Source organism: Hyphomicrobium sp. (assembly GCF_019753045.1).
GTDB lineage: Bacteria > Pseudomonadota > Alphaproteobacteria > Rhizobiales > Hyphomicrobiaceae > Hyphomicrobium_B.
In genome coordinates this window covers 179,952-198,079 of the sequence record NZ_JAIELN010000003.1, presented here as the reverse complement: position 1 = coordinate 198,079, position 18,128 = coordinate 179,952, and the positions used below count along the sequence as shown (strand labels likewise).

Sequence of the window (18,128 nt, the reverse complement as noted above, 5' to 3'; positions counted from 1 at the left end):
GGCGACCTAGTGCCCGCCGAACGCGATGAGCGCGTGGCGGGGAATGCCAAGGGCTTCGAGACGCTGCATGCCGCCGAGATCGGGAAGGTCGACGATGAATGTCGCGCCGACGATATTTCCTCCCGAACGCCGAATGAGCTTCACGGCCGCTTCCGCCGTTCCCCCCGTCGCGATCAGATCGTCGACGATGAGCACGCGCGAACCCGGCTCGACGGCATCCTCGTGAATCTCGATCACGTCGACGCCGTACTCGAGCGTATACTCCTGCCCGATCGTCTTCCATGGAAGCTTGCCCTTCTTGCGGATCGGAATGAACCCGCATTCGAGACGATCGGCGATGGCGCCGCCCAGAATAAACCCTCGCGCTTCGATACCGGCGACCGCGTCGACTTTGCCATCCTCGAACGGCTTCGCCATTCCCTTGATGGCCTTTTTGAGCCCTATGGGATCGGAGAGCAGCGTGGTGATGTCCCGGAACATGATGCCGGGCTTCGGATAATCGGGGATTGTTCGAATAAGCTCTTCAAGGCCGTCGAAGTTCTTCACGTGGCTCACTCCCGCCAAATTGACGGCGCAAAATAGCAATATCTCTCGCTTCTAGATAGTTTTAGAGCAACGCAGCTGTGCTGAATGATTCGGCACGGGCCTATGACACTTGCTTGAAGGACTTCGTGATGGCAGCCCAAAGCCCCTCCGCAACGGCCGGCCCAGAGTTCGACCCTATCTTGGATGACCAGGAAGACCTGCCCCGAACGTTCCGCCGTGAAAAGGAAGCTCGCGCACGCGAGGCGCGCGAACGCGCCGAGCAGGAGCGCGCCGCCGCACCGAGCTTGTCGATGGGAGCTGCGGACCGCCGCGCGCGGCCTCGGCCGGACACCTATGCCTCGGGCGAACTCGATGCGGCCGACGAACAGCAACTCGTTTCGGCTACGGTCCGCCGCTTCGATGTCCCGTTCGTCGATCTCGTCACCTTCTTTCTGAAGGCGGTTATCGCAGGCATACCGGCCCTGCTCCTGCTAGGCGCGATCCTCTGGGTAATGGGCGCGGCCTTGGAGGCGCTCTTCCCGGCCCTGATCAAGATGAAGATCCTGATCAGCTTTCCGAACTGAGCGAACGTCAGCCTTAGAAGAGAACGCGCCCCGCGATCGCGTCGAGCTTCTTCAACAGCTCCGGATCGCGAGCCTCCGGCGGCGTGATGATCGCGACCTCGAGCGACCGGTCCGATCCGATCGGACAAGCCGGGTGTTCGCGCGGAAAATCACGAGCCAGCCGGGCAACGAGCCTCTGCGCTTTTGCCGTGTTCTCCTTCATCACTTCGAGGATCGCGGCCACATCGACATCGCCGTGATCATCGTGCCAGCAGTCGTAATCGGTGACCATCGCGACGCTCGCGTAGCAAATCTCCGCCTCGCGAGCGAGCTTGGCTTCCGGCATGTTGGTCATGCCGATGACGTCGCAGTCCCAGGAGCGATAGAGGTTGCTCTCGGCGCGCGTCGAAAACTGCGGGCCTTCCATCGCGAGATAGGTGCCGCCGCGATGCACGTCGATCTCTTCTGTCTTCGCAGCCTTTTCGAGCGCCTTGAACAGGAGCGGACTGATCGGATCGCCCATCGCGACGTGTGCGACGCAGCCGTTGCCGAAGAATGATTTTTCGCGCGCGAACGTCCGGTCGATGAACTGATCGGGAAGTACGAAGTCGCCGGGCTTGTATTTTTTCTTGAGCGACCCGCACGCCGAAACGGAAACGAGATCGGTCACGCCCGCCCGCTTCAGGACATCGATGTTCGCCCGATAATTGATACCGCCGGGCGATAATTTATGACCGCGCCCGTGGCGCGGGAGAAAGCGGATGGGAAGCCCGTCGATGTCCGCAAAAAGAACGTCATCCGAAGGCGCCCCCCAGGGGCTTTCGATGGTCTTCCATTCAGGGTTCGCGAGACCCGGCAGATGATAAAAACCGCTACCGCCCACAATGCCCAGAACCGAAGTCGTCATGCCCGTTTGCTCCCATGTCCCCGATCACGCTGACAAATAAACGGAAAAAAGCCCCGCGAGCGAGGCTTTTTATCAGTTTGCAAATCGGCGCGAAGGCCGATGACCGGAACCGGTCACACGAAAGCGGTCAGTGCTTGATGTTCTTCCAGATCCGCTTCTTGCCGAGATAGAGCAGCCCCGTCGTGACGATCAGGTACAGGATGACCTGCCATCCGATGCGCTTGCGCTGATCGAGCGACGGATCCGCCGCCCATGACAGAAATGCGACGACGTCATGGGCGTAATGGTCGACCGTCGACGGAGTGCCGTCCTGGTAGGCGACGACGCCATCCGACAGCGGCGGCGGCATGGCGATCTGATGGCCCGGAAACGCCTTGTTGTAGTACTTTCCGTCCGTCAGCTTGTAGTCGGCCGGCGCATCCGAATACTCGGTCAGCAGCGCGTAGATATAGTTCGCGCCACCTTCCTGATACGCATTGAGGATGTCACCGAGCATCAGGAACGGATGGATGTACCAGCTCGCCTCCCGATGGCTGTCGCGAGCCCTCGCGATGAGCGAGAGATCGGGCGGCAACGCGCCGTTCTGCGACGCCCGCGCTTCGTTGTCGTTGTGATAAGGCCCGCGGATCGGATCGGACAGCAACGGCGGCCGCTCGAACATCTTGCCTTCGTCGTTCGGACCGTCGGTGATCTGGTTCGGCCAAGAAGCGGCAAGTTGCTTCACCGCGTCTTCAGGGAACTCCGGACCGCCCGGCTGTACCAGGTTGCGGAACGCCACCCGCTTCAAGCCGTGGCACGCTGAGCAGACTTCCTTGTAAACCTGAAAGCCGCGCTGAAGCTGCGCCTTGTCGAACTGACCGGTAAACCCGCTGAACGACCATTTCTGCCGCTCGATCTCCTGATGACCGGCTTCTTCGGCCGATAGGCTGCCCACCGCAACAGTTGCGGCGATCATCGACAGCAGGGCGAGAGAAAGATGCTTTTTCATGTTTTCTCTCCCCCTCAGCGCGATTCAGGAGCAGCAGTCGCTCCCGTTGGCAACCCGGCCCCGCTCTTACTCAAGACGGCGTCGGTGATTGAGCGCGGCAACCGCCTTGGCGTTTCGATGAGGCCAACGATCGGCATCACCGCGAGGAAGAACAGGAAGTAGCAGACCGTGAAGATCTGCGACGCGACAACGTAAACCCCTTCGGCCGGCCTGGAGCCGAGATAGCCCAGCGCCACGCAGGTGAAGAGGAAGAACCAGAAGAACCATTTGAAGATCGGTCGGTACTTCGTCGAACGAACCCGCGACGTATCGAGCCAGGGAGCGAACGCGATGAGGATCACGGCCGAGAACATCGCGACGACGCCGCAAAGCTTCGCATATTGCCCAAGCGGAATGCCGAGGAACGAGCTCGTGAAGGCGCGGAGGATCGCGTAGAACGGCAGGAAGTACCATTCGGGCACGATGTGCGGCGGCGTCACCAGCGGATTGGCTTCGATGTAGTTGTCCGCATGCCCGAGGTAGTCCGGCACGAAGAATGCGAACCACGCGAAGAGAATGAGGAACGCGAAGAGCCCGACCGAGTCCTTCGCCGTCGCATAAGGATGCATCGGCACGGTATCGGACGGCTGCTTGATGTCGAGCCCGGTCGGATTGTTTTGACCGACGACATGCAGGGCCCAGATATGGAGACCGACGACGCCGGTCAACACGAACGGCAGAAGGTAATGCAGCGCGAAGAAGCGATTGAGCGTTACGCCCGAAACCGCATATCCGCCCCACAGCCATTCGACGATCGCCGTTCCCAACCCGGCATAGATCGTATCGAGCGCGGAGAAGAGGTTGGTGATAACCGTGACGCCCCAGAAGCTCATCTGGCCCCACGGAAGCGTGTAGCCCATGAACGCCGTGGCCATCATCAACAGCATGATGATGACGCCCAGGATCCAAAGAACCTCGCGCGGCGCCTTGTATGAGCCGTAGTAGAAACCGCGGAAGATATGGATGTAGACGGCGAGGAAGAACATCGACGCGCCGACGGAGTGCAGATTCCGCAGCATCCAGCCGTAGTTCACGTCGCGCCGAATGTGCTCGATGGAATTGAACGCGCCGGCATCGCTCGGCTGGTAATGCATCGCGAGAACGACGCCCGTTACGATCTGCGCCAAAAGGCAAACCGTCAGGATCCCGCCGAACGTCCAGAGATAGTTCAAGTTGCGCGGCGTCGGATAATCGACGAACGAGCTTTGCATCAACCGGGCGATGGGCAACCGCTCATCAAGCCATTTTCCCCAGCGCGACGTAGGCACGTAATTCGAAGTGTGACCTCCCATGTCCGCTTCCCCCCTAACCGATCTTTATTTTTGTATCAGTCGTGAACGCATAGGTCGGCACCTCGAGATTTCGCGGTGCCGGACCTTTTCGAATGCGTCCGGAGGTATCGTATACGGAGCCGTGGCAGGGGCAGAACCATCCGCCGTACTCGCCGCGCTCGTCGCCCATGGCCTGGCCCTTCGGAATGCACCCGAGATGCGTGCAGATTCCGATGAGCACGATCCAGTTCTCGTGGCCCTTGATGGTGCGATTGGCGTCGGTCCCTGGCTCGTCGCCCGGCAAGTTTTCGTTACGCGCGTTGTCGTCCGGCAGCGTCTTGACGTCGACGTTCTCCGCCGCCTCGACTTCGGATTTCGTACGGTTGCGGATGAAGATCGGCTTGCCGCGCCACATCGCGGTGATGGCCTGACCTTCCTTGACCGGCGACAGATCGACCTCGACCGACGAGAGCGCCATGGTGGACGCGTCGGGATTCATCTGTTGAATGAATGGCCAAAGTAGTGACGCCGCGCCGACAGCAACGAAAGCGTTGCCGGCCACCACCAGAAAATCCCGGCGGTTCGGTTCTAGTGCTTCAGTAGTCACGGATGCCTCTCGCATTGGAAACCAGAGACGCTGTGATGGCTTTCGATCGCGCGAGACAGCCCCGCCGTCTTTGCCCTTTTTTAGTGCTCTAGTTTGCTCGTTTCACTTCCCTGGTGATCGTTCTGACAGCGTTTGACCTCGCTATCAATATGAACGCGACAAAATGCGAGAGGCAATTTGGCACATATTTCGGACTGGACATCCGGAAGGCTGCAATCGCAGGTCGCGCTGACCATGAGACTCGCTCTTTACCAGCCTGACATAGCGCAGAACACGGGTACGATTCTGCGCCTTTGCGCCTGTTTCGGCATCCCCGTCGACGTCATCGGACCGGCGGGATTCGACATGAGCGACCGCGCACTCAAACGCGCAGCCCTCGATTATCTGCCCCACGTCGAGCTCGTCCGGCACGCCGGTTACGAAACCTTCATGGAGCAGCGGGCCGCCGCCACAACCTCGCCGGGCCGCCTCATCCTCCTGACGACCAAAGCGGCGACACCCCATTGCGACTTCAGCTTCGCGCCGGACGATACGTTGATGCTCGGCCGAGAGAGCGCCGGCGTGCCCGATGCCGTGCACGACCGCGTCAACGCTCGCATTACGATCCCGATGCGGCCGGGATTGAGATCGCTCAATGTCGCCGTTGCAGCCGCTATCGTTCTCGGCGAAGCGCTCCGCCAGACCGGCGGTTATCCTCACCCCTGACTCGCCGCTGTCGTACGCGTGACACGTGACTCCGGCATGCCGTTCGCATCACCTATGCGATCAGCAAGCGCCCGATGTCGATCGAACAGATTCTGGAAATCGCCGGCGCCGCGTCCGCGCTGTTGTTGATCGCGGGCCTCGTCATCGGCCAATTGAACGGCGAATGGCGGATATGGCCCGCGGCGCCCGTCGGCTCCCTCAAAAGCTTCGGCTTCTGGACTCTTTTCCGTACGTTGAACGTCGTTGTACTGATCCTTGGGATTGAGCGGTTCCTGACGACGCTCGGCGGCAACGCCCTACCGCTTCGGATCGCCTGCGCAGCCATCTCGCTGATCTCAGGGATCGCGTACGCCTATACGCTGTGGTCGCTCGGCCGGAAGGCGACGTACTGCCAGGCAAGCGGACTGGCGACAGGCGGTGTCTACCGGTGGACCCGCAACCCGCAGTATGCCACCGCCATTACCGCCTTCACGACGCTTGGGATCGCAGCCGCGGCTTGGGACGCAACTCTGCTCGCTGGTACCCTCGTCATCGTCTACGCGATGATGGCCAGGGCCGAGGAGCCCTGGCTCGAGACGCGCTACGGCGTGAGCTACCTCGAATACAAAGCCGAGGTGCCGCGCTTCTTCAATCTTCGCCACGCTGCAGCCGAGCTTTCGGCCTTCGTCACGGCCAAATCGCCGTTGTTAGCGAAACATATCCCAACCAAGCGATAGCGCGATCTGCCGCCTATTCGGCCGCCTCTCGCGCCAGGAACCCGCCGGACTGGCGACTCCAGAGTTGCGCATAAAGCCCGCCGCGCTTCAGAAGATCCTCGTGCGAGCCCTCTTCGATGATCCGCCCCTCGTCCATGACGACGAGCCGATCCATAGCGGCGATCGTCGACAGCCGGTGCGCGATGGCGATCACCGTCTTGCCGCGCATCAGCTTTTCGAAGCTCGACTGGATTTCGGACTCGACTTCGGAATCGAGTGCGCTCGTCGCCTCGTCGAGAACGAGAATGGGCGCATTCTTCAACAATACGCGCGCGATTGCGATGCGCTGACGCTGTCCGCCCGAAAGCTTCACGCCCCGCTCGCCGACATGCGCGTCGTATCCGCGACGGCCCTTGAGGTCCTCGAGTCCAAGAATGAACTCGTGCGCCTCGGCCCGTCGCGCCGCCGCGATGACATCCGCTTCGCTCGCATCCAAGCGGCCGTAGAGAATGTTGTCCCGGACGGAGCGATGGAGCAGCGACGTATCCTGTGTCACCATTCCGATCTCGGCGCGCAGGCTGTCCTGCGTCACGTCCGAGATATTCTTCCCGTCGATCAGAATGCGGCCGCCTTCGAGGTCGTAGAAGCGCAGGAGCAGATTGACGAGCGTCGACTTGCCGGCGCCCGAGCGGCCGACAAGACCCACTTTCTCGCCGGGACGTACGGTCAACGAGAGCGATTCAATCACGCGCGGCGGCGCATCGTCCGAAGACGCGCGGCCCGCACCGTAATGGAAATGAATGTGATCGAAGCGGATCTCTCCGCGCGGAACGGTAAGCGCCTTGGCGTCCGGCTTGTCGACCAAAAGGTTCGGCCGCGAGATCGTTTCCATGCCCTCGTGGACGACGCCGATGTTTTCGAACACATCTGCAATTGTCCACATCACCCATCCCGACATCGTCACGATGCGAATGACAAGACCGCTGACGACGGCGATATCGCCGACGGAGACATACTGCAGCGTCCAAAGCCAGATCGCCGTTCCGGTCGTCGCGACGAGCAGGATGCCGTTGAGAATATAGAGCACGATCTCCATGGCCGTGATGAGCCGCAGCGAAGCCTGCCACTTCTGCATCTGCTCTGTCAGCGCCTCGCGCGCGTAGGTATCCTCGCGCTCCGCGTGGGCGAAAAGCTTCACGGTCATGATGTTCGTGTAGCTGTCGACGATGCGGCCGACGAGCATCGAGCGCGCTTCGGATGCTTCCGTCGAGCGCTGCTTGATGCGCGGCACGAAGTAACGCAGCGCAACGATGTAGGCGACGAGCCAAATGACGAGCGGAACCGTCAGCCGCCAATCGGACGCAGCGAAAAGCAAAGCCGATCCGACGAACTGCACGCTCGCGTACCAAAGGGCATCGATGAGCTGCACCACGCTTTCACGCAGCGACGTTCCCGTCTGCATGATCTTGTTGGCGACACGGCCAGCGAAATCGTTCTGAAAGAAGCCAAGGCTCTGGCGCAATACGTAGCGGTGCGTCTGCCAGCGAATGCGCGACGTGCAGCCGGCTGAAAGCATCTGGTTCTTTATGAAATCGTGCGCCGCCGACACGACCGGCCTAAGAATGAGCGCGACGAAGGCCATCAAGGTCAGCATCGTTGCGTGCGTCGAAACGAAGTTCGCTGGATCGGTTTCGGTGCGCATCTTGTCGACGATCGTGCCGACGAAGCCCATCAGCGCCACTTCAATCGTCGAGCCAAGGCAGCCCGCGATCAGCAGAAGCAGGAAATAAGGCCAAAGAGGCTTGATGAAGTGCCAGTAGAATGCCCACAGCGTATCCGGCGGGCGCTCGATTGAGCGCTCGGCGAATGGCTTGATGCGGGTCTCCCCCCAGGTCATGAGGCGGCTGAGCATGGGTCTATCGCAAGCAAAAAAGCGGCGCATGACCGCGGGTCGGATGTTCCGACGGGCGACAGCGACCGGATGTTGATCGTGGATGCCTGTTAGGGCTAAGGATCTTTTCCGTCAAAAACAAGACACGGTACCTAATTCTAGATGAACGCATCCGATACGCCCCTGGGGCAAAAGCAAGCAGCTGCCCGCGCCTGGTTCGAAAAGCTGCGCGACGATATTTGCGGGGCATACGAGAAACTCGAATCCGGCCTCCCCGAGACGGCTCCGCATGGGAGCGAAGCGCCGGGCACATTCACGCGCACGCCTTGGTCGCGCACCGACCATAGAGGCGCGGAAGGCGGCGGCGGCGTCATGAGCATGATGCACGGCCGCGTATTCGAAAAAGTGGGCGTTCACACATCGACGGTGTACGGCGAATTCGCGCCCGAGTTCCGCAAGCAAATTCCGGGAGCCGAAGAGAGCCCCGAATTCTGGGCGTCCGGCATTTCGTTGATTGCGCATCCGCGCAACCCGAACGTGCCGGCGGTTCACATGAACACCCGCATGATCGCAACGTCGAAATGGTGGTTTGGCGGCGGCGCCGATCTGACCCCTGTTCTCGAAAAGCGCCGCACGCAATCCGACGCCGACACGCTCGCGTTCCACGCCGCGATGTACGGTGCCTGCGCAGCCCACCCCGTTGCCGACTATGCAAAATTCAAAAAATGGTGCGATGATTATTTCTTTCTGCCGCATCGAAACGAAATGCGCGGCGTCGGCGGTATTTTCTACGATTACCTGACTCCGCCGGATGCCGAAGGCGGCTGGGACGCAGCCTTTGCCTTCACGCAGGATGTGGGCCGCTCCTTTGCGAGCGTCTACCCGATGCTCGTCAGAGGCAATTATTCGATGGCCTACACCGATGAGCAGCGCGAGGAGCAATTGGTTCGCCGCGGCCGCTATGTCGAATATAACCTTCTCTACGATCGCGGCACGATGTTCGGCCTGAAGACTGGCGGCAATGTCGAAAGCATTCTCTCGTCCATGCCGCCCGTGGTAAAGTGGCCTTAATTGACTGGGAAATTCTAGTTCCGTTGCGTTAGTTCCGCGGTGCGCGGCCTCGGGGGGAAAGGCAAAATGAAACGCCTCGTCTGCTCCATGGATGGCACGTGGAACGATGACGAGGGCGAAGCGTCGCCGCAATCCAACGCTGCAAAGCTCGCCAGCGCTGTTCTCCCGGCGGACCATCGCGGTACATGGCAACTCGTCCGCTTCGTTTTCGGCAAGGCGCCGTCGGAAGAAGAGCGTTTGCCTTCCTTGAGGTCCGCCGCAGGCTTCGAAATCAGCGAGCGGATCAAGGCGGGCTACGAGTTTCTTCGCAACACCTACGAACCGGGCGACGAAATCTACCTGTTCGGCGTTTCGCGCGGAGCTTACGAAGCGCGCAGCCTCGCAAGCTTTATCGCCCTCTTCGGCATTGCGCGAAAAGATGCTGATTTCCCGATCGATGAAGCCTGGCGGCTCTACCGCAAATCGGAGCGTCGCCGCAAATTCGATACCGTCGCCGAACTCAGCGCCGCGTGTCACTATCCGGTCCGCATACGTTGCATCGGTGCGTGGGATACCGTGGGCCATGCCGGAAATCCGAATTGGCCATGGGCTTGGCTCGCACGATGGTTCAACCGCCACGACCTCCGATGGCACAACACGATCGATATCGCGCTCCACGCCGTCTCGATCGATGAAACACGCGGCGCCTTTCGTCCATCGATGTTCACGCTACCCGATGACGTCGTGCTGCCGTCGCACCAGCGCGTCGAGCAGGCGTGGTTCCCCGGCACGCACGCCGATGTTGGCGGCGGCTCGCCCGAAACGGAACTATCGGATCTCGCGCTTCACTGGATGATCGAAAAAATACAATCGATGACGGAACTCGCGATTGATATCGAAAGGCTGGAACGCGAGAGCCGCCCGGATCCCCTTGGCGTTCAGCACGTCAGCGACACCGGGTGGAGCTCCGTCTTCAGCCGTCGCGTTCCCTATCTGCGTCTCGTTCGAGAAGATGTCGCCGGCATCCCGAATGGGCGTCGCCGCGCGTTCGGAAACTGGAGAACGAGTAAGCTCGGCAAGGGCCTCATTTCGTTGAACGAGACGATCCACCAGAGCGCGCTCGAGCGTCTCGGCCAAACCATCCGCGAGGCGAAGGGCAGCCGCGTTCACGAGCGCATTTACGAGCCGTCAACTCTTGTGGCGGCAGTCTCGCCCACCCGTGAGGAGGCACCCAGCGACGAGGAAGTCCACACTGAGAACGCCTGAGTGCTTGATTATGCATCACCGCTGTTATCGCAGCCGCTCCAACAACTATGCAGAGCAGCATTTTGGCGCACGCTGTGCCACTTACCTTGCAACTTTGCTACCCCGGTAGCACTTGCCCCGGTACCAATCTCAGAGCCCAATTCCCAGGAAACATAAATGGCATCATTATTCGATCCGCTCCAAGCTGGCGCGTTCTTGATGAAGAATCGCATCGTGCTGGCTCCGCTGACTCGTTGCCGCGCCAGCACGGGACGCGTGCCGAACGACCTCATGCGCGAATATTACGTGCAGCGCGCATCCGCCGGATTGATGCTCACGGAAGCGACCTCCGTCACCCCGATGGGCGTCGGATATCCTGACACGCCGGGCATCTGGTCGGATGAGCAGGTCGCTGGCTGGAAAAAGATCACCGACGCCGTGCACGCCGCTGGCGGCACCATTCTTCTGCAGCTCTGGCATGTCGGCCGTATCTCCGATCCGGTCTATCTCGACGGCGAACTCCCCGTCGCGCCAAGCGCCATCGCAGCGAAGGGCCACGTGAGCCTGGTGCGCCCCATGCGCGATTACGTTGTGCCGAGAGCCCTCGAGCTGAGCGAAATCCCGGGCGTCATTGCCGCCTACCGTCGCGGCGCCGAGAACGCCAAACGCGCAGGCTTCGATGGTGTCGAAGTTCACGGCGCCAATGGATATCTCCTGGATCAGTTCCTGCAGGACTCGACGAACCATCGCACCGACGCCTACGGCGGCCCGATCGAGAACCGCGCACGCCTGATGCTCGAAGTCGTCGACGCGTGCATCGAAGTCTGGGGTGCGGATCGCGTCGGCCTCCATCTCGCGCCACGCGCCGATTCACACTCGATGGGCGACAGCGATCGTCTCGCAACCTTCAGCTACGTCGCGAGCGAAGCAGGCAAGCGCAAAATTGCCTTCCTCTTCACGCGCGAATACGAAGCACCGGACTCGATCAACCCGGCGATCAAGAAGGCGTTTGGCGGCGTGCTCATTGCCAACGAGAAGTTCACGAAGGAATCGGCTGAGACCGCCCTCAATTCTGGAGCAGCCGATGCGGTGGGCTTCGGCAAACAGTTCATCGCCAATCCGGATTTGCCCGAGCGGTTCAAGCTGAACGCACCGCTGAACCCGCCTGACCCGTCCACGTTCTACGGCGGCGGCGCCAAGGGCTACACCGATTACCCGGCCCTCACGCCCGAAGACGCAGGCGCCTGAAGCCGCGATAAGATGTAGATCACGATAACGGCGTCGGGCTATCGCTCGGCGCCTCGCATTGCAATGGTGTCAAAAGCGTCAGCGAACTCCAACGATCCGGGCTTCGTCATGGCAAACGTCATCCTCCGGTCGAGTTCGGCTTGCAGCTGCGCCCCCGTCAGCCCGATCACCATTTTGTTGACGTAGTAAGCGCTCCTCGCAAAGAAATTCGTCGTCGGCGCCTCCGAACCAGGCGACACCATCATTTCAAGCCCCGTCACCGGGCCGGCCAAGTTCATCAGCTCGAGTTCAGCGCCCGATAGCGAAAACCGGGCCTGCTTTGCCGCCGTATCCTGCAACGTCTTCAGCTTCATCGCCTGCAACATGGGCCCGATGTCTGCGTCGATGTTGAGCGTATGAATGCCCATGCCCTCGCGCGTCTTTGCGTAAGCCTGCTGCACAGTCCATTCGAATGGCTGATGCTTGACGTTGGCGTACATCTTCTTCAGCACCGCAAGCTTGTGCTTCAGAAGCGCGGTTCGCTCCGGCGAGTTGCGCGGATCGCGCAGTTTCTGAGTGATGCGCGAAATGAAAGTCGATCCGCTGCGCGCAAGTTCGTTGACCGAGTTCGCATCGAGCAACTGCGCATAGCCGAGCGCGCTTGAAATCGCTCGGCCGGTTTTATTGGTCGGATGAAGTCCCGATTGCATATCGTAGGTGCCGACGCCACCCGTCTCGAGCGCGTACACACGCACCACCTGCTCTTTCGAAAGACCGAGCGCCACCGCCTCCCGCGCGTAACGAAGCTTGAATTCTTTTTCAGACACCCGTTCGGGAACGAAATTGTAGACACTTTTCGCAGCCACCAGATAATCCGGCACCGTCGCAAGCTCTTTCGGCTGCGTCGGATCGGTCTGCTTCTGCGCGACGAGAAATCGATCGTATTTCGCAGCGAGATCGCCGGACAGGGACGGCCCCTGGTACTTCGGCGGGAAGCTCATCACATAATCGGACGTATCGAACTGAATTTTCCCGGAACGCTTCCGCTTGCGCCCCAGGCGCTTCTGATCCACTGCTGCCCAATACTGGTCGAGTTCCGCTTCGAAAACCCGCCTGGCGCCCTTCCACTGACGAAACTGCTCGATCTCACCATCCGAAAGCGAGGCAAGAAAATCTGCGGTCGACACCGCCTGAGCGTTCGCCAATTGAGTAAAAAACATCGTCCCGAGCGCCATCGTGGCAAGTCCCAGGAAACGAACAAGCGAACGAAACGGCAATGTCGACCTCTGATAAGCCACACCAAGCTCCACTTTGCCGGTCTCGAGACGCAGCATGAATTCACGAATAGAAAGTACCGTGATTCATTGGAGCCCGGCCATCGGATCGTGTCTTCATTCAACTTCGACTAGAGTTGAGCAATGAACCGACTTTCCGCCCCCATTATGACCGATATGAACACTCCCGGCATCGACGCGGCGACATTCGAGGAATTGGCGCGATCTCGCCTGCTCGCGACGCCGCCGCTTCTCGACGAACCGCAATCTCCAAGCGACGATGATCTCAATCCGGGAAGCACCCGCAATGCAGCAGGCCTTCGCCAAGCCGCCGTGTTGGTGCCCATCATCGCGCACCAGCCTCTTTCAGTCCTCCTGACCGCGAGAACGGATCATTTGCCGTCTCACGCCGGTCAAATCGCCTTTCCGGGCGGAAAGGTGGAAACTTTCGACGCTGGCCCGTTGGCTGCTGCACTGCGGGAAACACGGGAAGAGATCGCCTTGGATCATGCCTTCATAGAGCCCGTCGGCTTCCTGCCGCCTTACCGCACGGGCACAGGCTACATCATCACGCCGTCGGTCGCCCTCGTGCGCCCGGGCTTCACGCTAACGCCGGATCCAAAGGAAGTTGCCTCCGTCTTTGAGGTTCCATTCGCTTTTCTGATGAACGAAGCCAATCATCAGATACACAGTCGGGTCTTCGGCGGCGTCGAACGCCGTTTCTATGCAATGCCCTACGAAGAACACTATATTTGGGGTGCAACTGCTGGAATAATTCGCACGCTCTATCGGAGACTTTTCAGCATATGACTCGGATCGTCATCGAAAACATTTTTTTCTTCCTGTTGCCGACGCTCGTTTACATCATGTGGGTCGCGTTCAAGGAAGACGAATGGGCGGGGCTGCCGACGATTGTAAGCCGGGCGCCGCTGCTTCGGCTTTTCGTCGCCGGCGCAGTGCTGATGCTCGGAACGCTCGTCGCGTTCTCGTCGCGGTCTCACAACAGCCCGCGCGACGTTTACGTGCCGGCCTCGATCGAAGGTGGCAAGCTGGAGCCCGGCCATAGCATCCATGTCCCCGAACCGGCCGAGCAGCCGGATGCAAAGCCCTGAGCCATGGCTGGCACTCCGTTGAAATGGCCGCGCTTGAGCGCCCCGTGGTTGAATTCGACTGCGTTAGCGAAGGTCTTCGCCGCACTTGGCGTAGGCGGTGCCGAAGCCCGCGTCGTCGGTGGCGCCGTGCGCAATGCGCTGCTTGGCCGGCCCGTCCACGAAGTCGATATCGCGACGACGGCGCCCCCCGAAGATACCATGCGTCTGGCGCGTGATGCCGGGCTTGGCGCCTACCCAACCGGCATCGACCACGGCACCATAACCGTCGTCAGCGACGGACAGTCGTACGAAGTCACGACCCTTCGCCGGGATGTCGAAACCGATGGCCGTCACGCCGTTGTTGCATTCACGAATGATTGGACGGAAGACGCCTCCCGCCGCGACTTTACAATCAACGCCCTCTACTGCGATCTCGATGGAAACATCTACGATCCGGTCGGCGGCGGCATCGCCGACATCCGCAAACGCCGCGTCCGCTTCATCGGCGATGCGGAAGCGCGCATACGTGAAGACTACCTTCGCATTCTCCGCTTCTTTCGCTTCAGCGCCCAATACGGGAACGGCCAGATCGATCCGACCGGCCTCGCCGCTGCGGAAGCATTGAAGGATGGCCTGATCCTTCTCTCCGCCGAGCGTGTGAGCGCCGAGATGCTGAAACTCCTCGTAGCGCCCGGCGCGCCGAATGTTCTTGGCCTCATGTACGACACCGGCATTCTGCAACTGGCAGTCCGGACTGAGATCGAGCCGGATCGTTTCGCCCGGCTCGCCGCCATCGAAGCGGCCCTCGGCGAACCACCCGATCCGATAACGCGTCTGGCGGCCCTCGCCGTAATTCATCCGGGCGACGACGTCTTTCTCGCCAACCAGCTCAGGCTCTCGAATGCCGACGCCCATCGCATTGCAGCAGCCCTCGAGAACGCCCCGGGGATCGATCCGCAAACGCCGGAAGCCACGGGCCGCGCGGCCCTCTACAGGCTCGGGCCGGAAAATTTCCGCCGTGCAGTACGCCTCGCGTGGGCCCGGTCCAGCGCTTCACCCAACTCCCAAAACTGGCGCGCTCGAGCGTTGCTGCCTGATCGTTGGAACGCTTCCAAAATGCCCTTTTCCGGCAGCGATGTCATGGCGCTCGGCGTTGCCCAAGGGGTTGCCGTCGGCCGCGTTCTCGACGCTTTCGAACGCTGGTGGATCGAGAACGATTTCCCGTCTGATGCCGAACAACAACGCAGAGTGCTTAAAGACTTGGCGGCAAGGGCACTCGCTTAGCAAAGCAAAATATTTCACTTCACCTGGGCTTTTGCTCCGGATAGGTTCTCCGCCATTGCGGGGTCGGCTCTTAGTATTGCGTTGAGGTAATGACCTGATGGACACTATAGGTCGGGAGCGCGAGCGTTCGCGCAAGTTCGTCCAAGTTGTCTTCGCCGTTCTAGCTCTTCTCAGCCTTATCGCGGCACTCGCCGTATCGACACGCGGTGTTGATCTGGGATTGCCTGAAGCATCGACATATCCGATCGCCCTGGCATTTCTTATCGTCGGTGCCGTCGATACCGTTCTGCTGTTCGCCTGGGAGCACATCGCCCAGCGTACGGAGCTTTGAGTTCGAAGCCGTCAGGCGGCCCGCTCCAGGACGGGTGGTAGCCTGACGTCAACAAAAACTTCCGGGCGGCTGAGCGTAAGGCGTCGCCGCTGAGACTCGGCAAAGCCTCAGTCCACGTCTCTTTTCCATCCGAAATTTATTGGTAAATGCCCGCGCGCCGGGCTTTTGCCGCTCGCTGACCTCACAGCCGCAGGCCTTCGTCATACGCCTGTTACATGAATCCCGTCCTACGTTTCGCATGAAAGCTTAGCTGCTTTTGTGGAAAGCGTACTGACTGGGGGGCTGACATTGAGCGCACCGAACCCGGAATTGAATTATCGGGCCGTCTTCATTTCCGACATCCATCTCGGGATGCGTAATTCGCAAGCGACAGCCCTTATCGACTTCCTCAAAAACGTCGAATGCCAGGATCTCTATCTGGTTGGCGACATCGTCGATTTCTGGAAAGTTCGCCGCGGCCCCCATTGGCCGCAAAGCCACAATGACGTCCTGCAAAAATTGCTCCGCAAAGCCCGCAAGGGCACGCGCGTCGTCTTCATCCCAGGTAATCACGACGACGGATTGCGCGATTACGCGGGAATGAATTTCGGCGGCGTCGAGCTGCGCCGCGATGCTGTGCACGAAGGCGCCAACGGCAAACGCTACCTCGTTTTGCACGGCGATGAATTCGACGTCGTCGTGCGCTACGCCCGCTGGCTCGCCTTCCTCGGCGACCGTTCGTACGACGCCGCACTCGCGCTCAACGTCCCGCTGAACTTCATGCGCCGTCAGCTTGGCCTCGGACACTGGTCGCTCTCCGCGTTCCTGAAGCACAAAGTCAAAAGCGCCGTCAATTACATCGGCGAATTCGAAGAAGCGCTCGCAGGAGAAGCCCGCCGCCGCGACACGCATGGCCTCATCTGCGGCCACATCCACCACGCCAACGAACGCATGATCGACGGCATCCACTATCTGAACTGCGGCGATTGGGTTGAAAGCTGCACGGCGATCGCGGAGCGCTTCGACGGACAATTCGAAATCATTCGCTGGAAAGAACATCTGGCCGCGCGCGGCAAGCAAGCGCCCTCGGGCCGTTGGCTCATCGAAGCGGCCTAGTTTCGGACGGCCCGTTTCGGACGGCCGGCGCGCGGAACGCGTGTCGTCCGAAACAAATAATAATTACGGAGATCTCATTTGAACGTCACCGCCAAAGTTTTCGAACCGACGAGCACCGATCTCCTGAGCGAAGCAGTTCATCAGAACAGCGCTCTGAGCCTTGCTGGCATTCTCGAACGCACTTTCACGTTCGCGTTCCGCTCGATGGTCTATCCGCAGATTTGGGAAGACCCGCGCGCCGACATGGAGGCCCTCGAGCTTACGTCGCAAAGCCGTTTAGTCACGATCGCCTCCGGCGGCTGCAACGTCATGAGTTACCTGACGGCCAATCCGGCGCGCATTTACGCGATCGATCTCAATCAAACGCACATCGCGTTGCTGAAGCTGAAAGTGGCGGCCGCGCAGCATCTGCCGAACCACTCGACGTTCTATCGCTTCTTCGGCGCCGCCAACGACCGCCGCAATATCCACCTCTATAACGACCTGATCGCCCAGCACCTCGACGCGGATACGCGAGGCTATTGGGAAGGCCGCGATCTGAGCGGCCGCCGCCGCGTCTCGCGGTTCGCGCGCAACTTCTATCATTATGGCTTGCTCGGACGCTTCATCGCCTCCGGACACCTCGCGGCGCGCGTGTTCGGCGCCAACCCGAAGCGTATGCTCGAAGCGCGCAGCATCGAAGAGCAGCGCGAAATCTTCGCCCGCGAAATCGCGCCGGCCTTCGAACACCCAGTACTGCGCTGGATCACGTCGAACCGCGCCTCGCTCTTCGGCTTGGGCATCCCGCCGGTGCAATACGATGCGTTGTGCAACGGCGGTTCGCGGCGGATGTCCGATGTTCTGAGAGAGCGCTCCGAGCGTCTCGCGACCGGCTTTGATCTGAAAGACAACTATTTCGCCTGGCAGGCGTTTGGCCGCCGCTACCCGGCGCAGGGCGAAGGCCCTTGCCCGCCCTATCTCGATAAATCGAATTTCATGGCCGTCAAAGCGCGCGCCAATCGGGTCAACGTCATCCACGACAACATGATCCGCTTCCTGTCGAACGAACCGGCGGAAAGCCTCGATCGTTATGTGCTGCTCGACGCGCAGGACTGGATGGACGACGGCGCGCTCAACGCCCTTTGGCAAGAGATCACGCGCACGGCCCGCCCCGGCGCACGCGTCATCTTCCGGACCGCGGGTGAGGAAAGCATTCTGCCCGGCCGCGTGTCGGACGCGACCCTCGACCGGTGGACCTACGATGCCGCGAAATCGGCGGAGGTCCACAGCAAGGACCGCTCGGCGATCTACGGCGGCTTCCACCTCTACGTCAAAAACGCCTAACCGGGGCGATGACCGCA

19 protein-coding genes are annotated in these 18,128 nt (G+C 60.6%); 12 read left to right on the top strand and 7 right to left on the bottom strand.

Annotated elements, in window-relative coordinates:
- Positions 1-6: 6 nt before the first annotated feature.
- Entirely contained in the window at positions 7-546 is a 540-nt protein-coding gene (locus K2Q04_RS04085; RefSeq protein WP_291159586.1) for an adenine phosphoribosyltransferase, read from the bottom strand.
- 128 nt (positions 547-674) lie between these two features.
- Between K2Q04_RS04085 and K2Q04_RS04080 the strand changes: the two genes are divergently transcribed.
- Complete coding sequence (locus K2Q04_RS04080; protein WP_291159582.1) at positions 675-1,109, top strand: hypothetical protein; 435 nt, start codon at positions 675-677, stop codon at positions 1,107-1,109.
- Positions 1,110-1,122: 13 nt separating this feature from the next.
- Here the strand turns inward: K2Q04_RS04080 and K2Q04_RS04075 are convergent, their stop codons facing one another.
- From K2Q04_RS04075 to petA, 4 genes are all read right to left on the bottom strand, one after another.
- Positions 1,123-1,995: an S-methyl-5'-thioadenosine phosphorylase gene (locus tag K2Q04_RS04075; protein ID WP_291159580.1), complete on the bottom strand. Its 873-nt coding sequence runs from the start codon at positions 1,993-1,995 to the stop codon at positions 1,123-1,125.
- A 127-nt stretch (positions 1,996-2,122) separates the two neighbouring features.
- Complete coding sequence (locus K2Q04_RS04070) at positions 2,123-2,983, bottom strand: cytochrome c1 (RefSeq protein WP_291159578.1); 861 nt, start codon at positions 2,981-2,983, stop codon at positions 2,123-2,125.
- A 14-nt stretch (positions 2,984-2,997) separates the two neighbouring features.
- A complete protein-coding gene (locus K2Q04_RS04065; protein WP_291159576.1) occupies positions 2,998-4,314 on the bottom strand; it encodes a cytochrome b N-terminal domain-containing protein in 1,317 nt (438 codons plus the stop codon).
- A gap of 13 nt (positions 4,315-4,327) precedes the next feature.
- Positions 4,328-4,900 (bottom strand): ubiquinol-cytochrome c reductase iron-sulfur subunit, encoded by a 573-nt coding sequence (gene petA, locus K2Q04_RS04060; RefSeq protein WP_291159574.1) that lies wholly within the window; start codon positions 4,898-4,900, stop codon positions 4,328-4,330.
- Positions 4,901-5,134: 234 nt separating this feature from the next.
- On the opposite strand from petA, the gene K2Q04_RS04055 reads away from it, so the two are divergent.
- Both K2Q04_RS04055 and K2Q04_RS04050 read left to right on the top strand, forming a co-directional pair.
- Positions 5,135-5,605: a tRNA (cytidine(34)-2'-O)-methyltransferase gene (locus K2Q04_RS04055; protein WP_291159571.1), complete on the top strand. Its 471-nt coding sequence runs from the start codon at positions 5,135-5,137 to the stop codon at positions 5,603-5,605.
- A 74-nt stretch (positions 5,606-5,679) separates the two neighbouring features.
- Positions 5,680-6,321, top strand: a complete 642-nt coding sequence (locus K2Q04_RS04050) for a methyltransferase (RefSeq protein WP_291159570.1) — start codon at positions 5,680-5,682, stop codon at positions 6,319-6,321.
- 13 nt (positions 6,322-6,334) lie between these two features.
- On the opposite strand, the gene K2Q04_RS04045 is transcribed toward K2Q04_RS04050, so the two are convergent.
- Positions 6,335-8,212, bottom strand: a complete 1,878-nt coding sequence (locus K2Q04_RS04045; protein ID WP_291159568.1) for an ABC transporter ATP-binding protein — start codon at positions 8,210-8,212, stop codon at positions 6,335-6,337.
- 141 nt (positions 8,213-8,353) lie between these two features.
- Between K2Q04_RS04045 and hemF the strand changes: the two genes are divergently transcribed.
- The 3 genes from hemF to K2Q04_RS04030 all read left to right on the top strand — a co-directional run bounded on the left by hemF (position 8,354) and on the right by K2Q04_RS04030 (position 11,734).
- The gene (gene hemF / locus K2Q04_RS04040) at positions 8,354-9,262 is read left to right on the top strand and encodes an oxygen-dependent coproporphyrinogen oxidase (protein ID WP_291159566.1); all 909 of its coding nucleotides are present in this window, start codon (positions 8,354-8,356) and stop codon (positions 9,260-9,262) included.
- Between the two features lie 66 nt (positions 9,263-9,328).
- Entirely contained in the window at positions 9,329-10,507 is a 1,179-nt protein-coding gene (locus K2Q04_RS04035; protein ID WP_291159564.1) for a DUF2235 domain-containing protein, read from the top strand.
- A gap of 156 nt (positions 10,508-10,663) precedes the next feature.
- On the top strand, positions 10,664-11,734 hold the full coding sequence (locus tag K2Q04_RS04030) for an alkene reductase (RefSeq protein ID WP_291159562.1): 1,071 nt from the start codon (positions 10,664-10,666) through the stop codon (positions 11,732-11,734).
- Positions 11,735-11,772: 38 nt separating this feature from the next.
- On the opposite strand, the gene K2Q04_RS04025 is transcribed toward K2Q04_RS04030, so the two are convergent.
- Positions 11,773-13,047, bottom strand: coding sequence for a hypothetical protein (locus tag K2Q04_RS04025; protein ID WP_291159560.1), 1,275 nt, complete (start codon positions 13,045-13,047; stop codon positions 11,773-11,775).
- Positions 13,048-13,131: 84 nt separating this feature from the next.
- Between K2Q04_RS04025 and K2Q04_RS04020 the strand changes: the two genes are divergently transcribed.
- The 6 genes from K2Q04_RS04020 (at position 13,132) to K2Q04_RS03995 (ending at position 18,111) form a co-directional block, all read left to right on the top strand.
- Positions 13,132-13,797, top strand: coding sequence for a CoA pyrophosphatase (locus K2Q04_RS04020; RefSeq protein ID WP_291159557.1), 666 nt, complete (start codon positions 13,132-13,134; stop codon positions 13,795-13,797).
- Positions 13,794-14,099 (top strand): DUF6111 family protein, encoded by a 306-nt coding sequence (locus K2Q04_RS04015; protein ID WP_291159554.1) that lies wholly within the window; start codon positions 13,794-13,796, stop codon positions 14,097-14,099. The genes K2Q04_RS04020 and K2Q04_RS04015 overlap by 4 nt, the downstream gene beginning before the upstream one ends.
- Positions 14,100-14,102: 3 nt before the next feature.
- Positions 14,103-15,362: a CCA tRNA nucleotidyltransferase gene (locus K2Q04_RS04010; RefSeq protein ID WP_291159551.1), complete on the top strand. Its 1,260-nt coding sequence runs from the start codon at positions 14,103-14,105 to the stop codon at positions 15,360-15,362.
- Between the two features lie 97 nt (positions 15,363-15,459).
- On the top strand, positions 15,460-15,693 hold the full coding sequence (locus K2Q04_RS04005) for a hypothetical protein (RefSeq protein WP_291159548.1): 234 nt from the start codon (positions 15,460-15,462) through the stop codon (positions 15,691-15,693).
- 282 nt (positions 15,694-15,975) lie between these two features.
- On the top strand, positions 15,976-16,788 hold the full coding sequence (locus K2Q04_RS04000; RefSeq protein ID WP_291159767.1) for a UDP-2,3-diacylglucosamine diphosphatase: 813 nt from the start codon (positions 15,976-15,978) through the stop codon (positions 16,786-16,788).
- A 78-nt stretch (positions 16,789-16,866) separates the two neighbouring features.
- Entirely contained in the window at positions 16,867-18,111 is a 1,245-nt protein-coding gene (locus K2Q04_RS03995) for a DUF3419 family protein (RefSeq protein ID WP_291159545.1), read from the top strand.
- The last annotated feature ends 17 nt before the right edge of the window (positions 18,112-18,128 follow it).

Excerpts from the sequence above, each read along its gene's own strand:
- K2Q04_RS04055 (WP_291159571.1), top strand. The coding sequence starts at position 5,135 with ATGAGACTCGCTCTTTACCAGCCTGACATAGCGCAGAACACGGGTACG.
- K2Q04_RS04020 (WP_291159557.1), top strand. The coding sequence starts at position 13,132 with ATGAACCGACTTTCCGCCCCCATTATGACCGATATGAACACTCCCGGC.
- K2Q04_RS04010 (WP_291159551.1), top strand. The coding sequence starts at position 14,103 with ATGGCTGGCACTCCGTTGAAATGGCCGCGCTTGAGCGCCCCGTGGTTG.
- K2Q04_RS04025 (WP_291159560.1), bottom strand. The coding sequence starts at position 13,047 with ATGCTGCGTCTCGAGACCGGCAAAGTGGAGCTTGGTGTGGCTTATCAG.
- K2Q04_RS04005 (WP_291159548.1), top strand. The coding sequence starts at position 15,460 with ATGGACACTATAGGTCGGGAGCGCGAGCGTTCGCGCAAGTTCGTCCAA.
- K2Q04_RS04070 (WP_291159578.1), bottom strand. The coding sequence starts at position 2,983 with ATGAAAAAGCATCTTTCTCTCGCCCTGCTGTCGATGATCGCCGCAACT.
- K2Q04_RS04015 (WP_291159554.1), top strand. The coding sequence starts at position 13,794 with ATGACTCGGATCGTCATCGAAAACATTTTTTTCTTCCTGTTGCCGACG.
- K2Q04_RS04065 (WP_291159576.1), bottom strand. The coding sequence starts at position 4,314 with ATGGGAGGTCACACTTCGAATTACGTGCCTACGTCGCGCTGGGGAAAA.
- K2Q04_RS04035 (WP_291159564.1), top strand. The coding sequence starts at position 9,329 with ATGAAACGCCTCGTCTGCTCCATGGATGGCACGTGGAACGATGACGAG.
- K2Q04_RS04030 (WP_291159562.1), top strand. The coding sequence starts at position 10,664 with ATGGCATCATTATTCGATCCGCTCCAAGCTGGCGCGTTCTTGATGAAG.
- K2Q04_RS04050 (WP_291159570.1), top strand. The coding sequence starts at position 5,680 with ATGTCGATCGAACAGATTCTGGAAATCGCCGGCGCCGCGTCCGCGCTG.
- K2Q04_RS04045 (WP_291159568.1), bottom strand. The coding sequence starts at position 8,212 with ATGCTCAGCCGCCTCATGACCTGGGGGGAGACCCGCATCAAGCCATTC.
- K2Q04_RS04075 (WP_291159580.1), bottom strand. The coding sequence starts at position 1,995 with ATGACGACTTCGGTTCTGGGCATTGTGGGCGGTAGCGGTTTTTATCAT.
- hemF (WP_291159566.1), top strand. The coding sequence starts at position 8,354 with ATGAACGCATCCGATACGCCCCTGGGGCAAAAGCAAGCAGCTGCCCGC.
- K2Q04_RS04080 (WP_291159582.1), top strand. The coding sequence starts at position 675 with ATGGCAGCCCAAAGCCCCTCCGCAACGGCCGGCCCAGAGTTCGACCCT.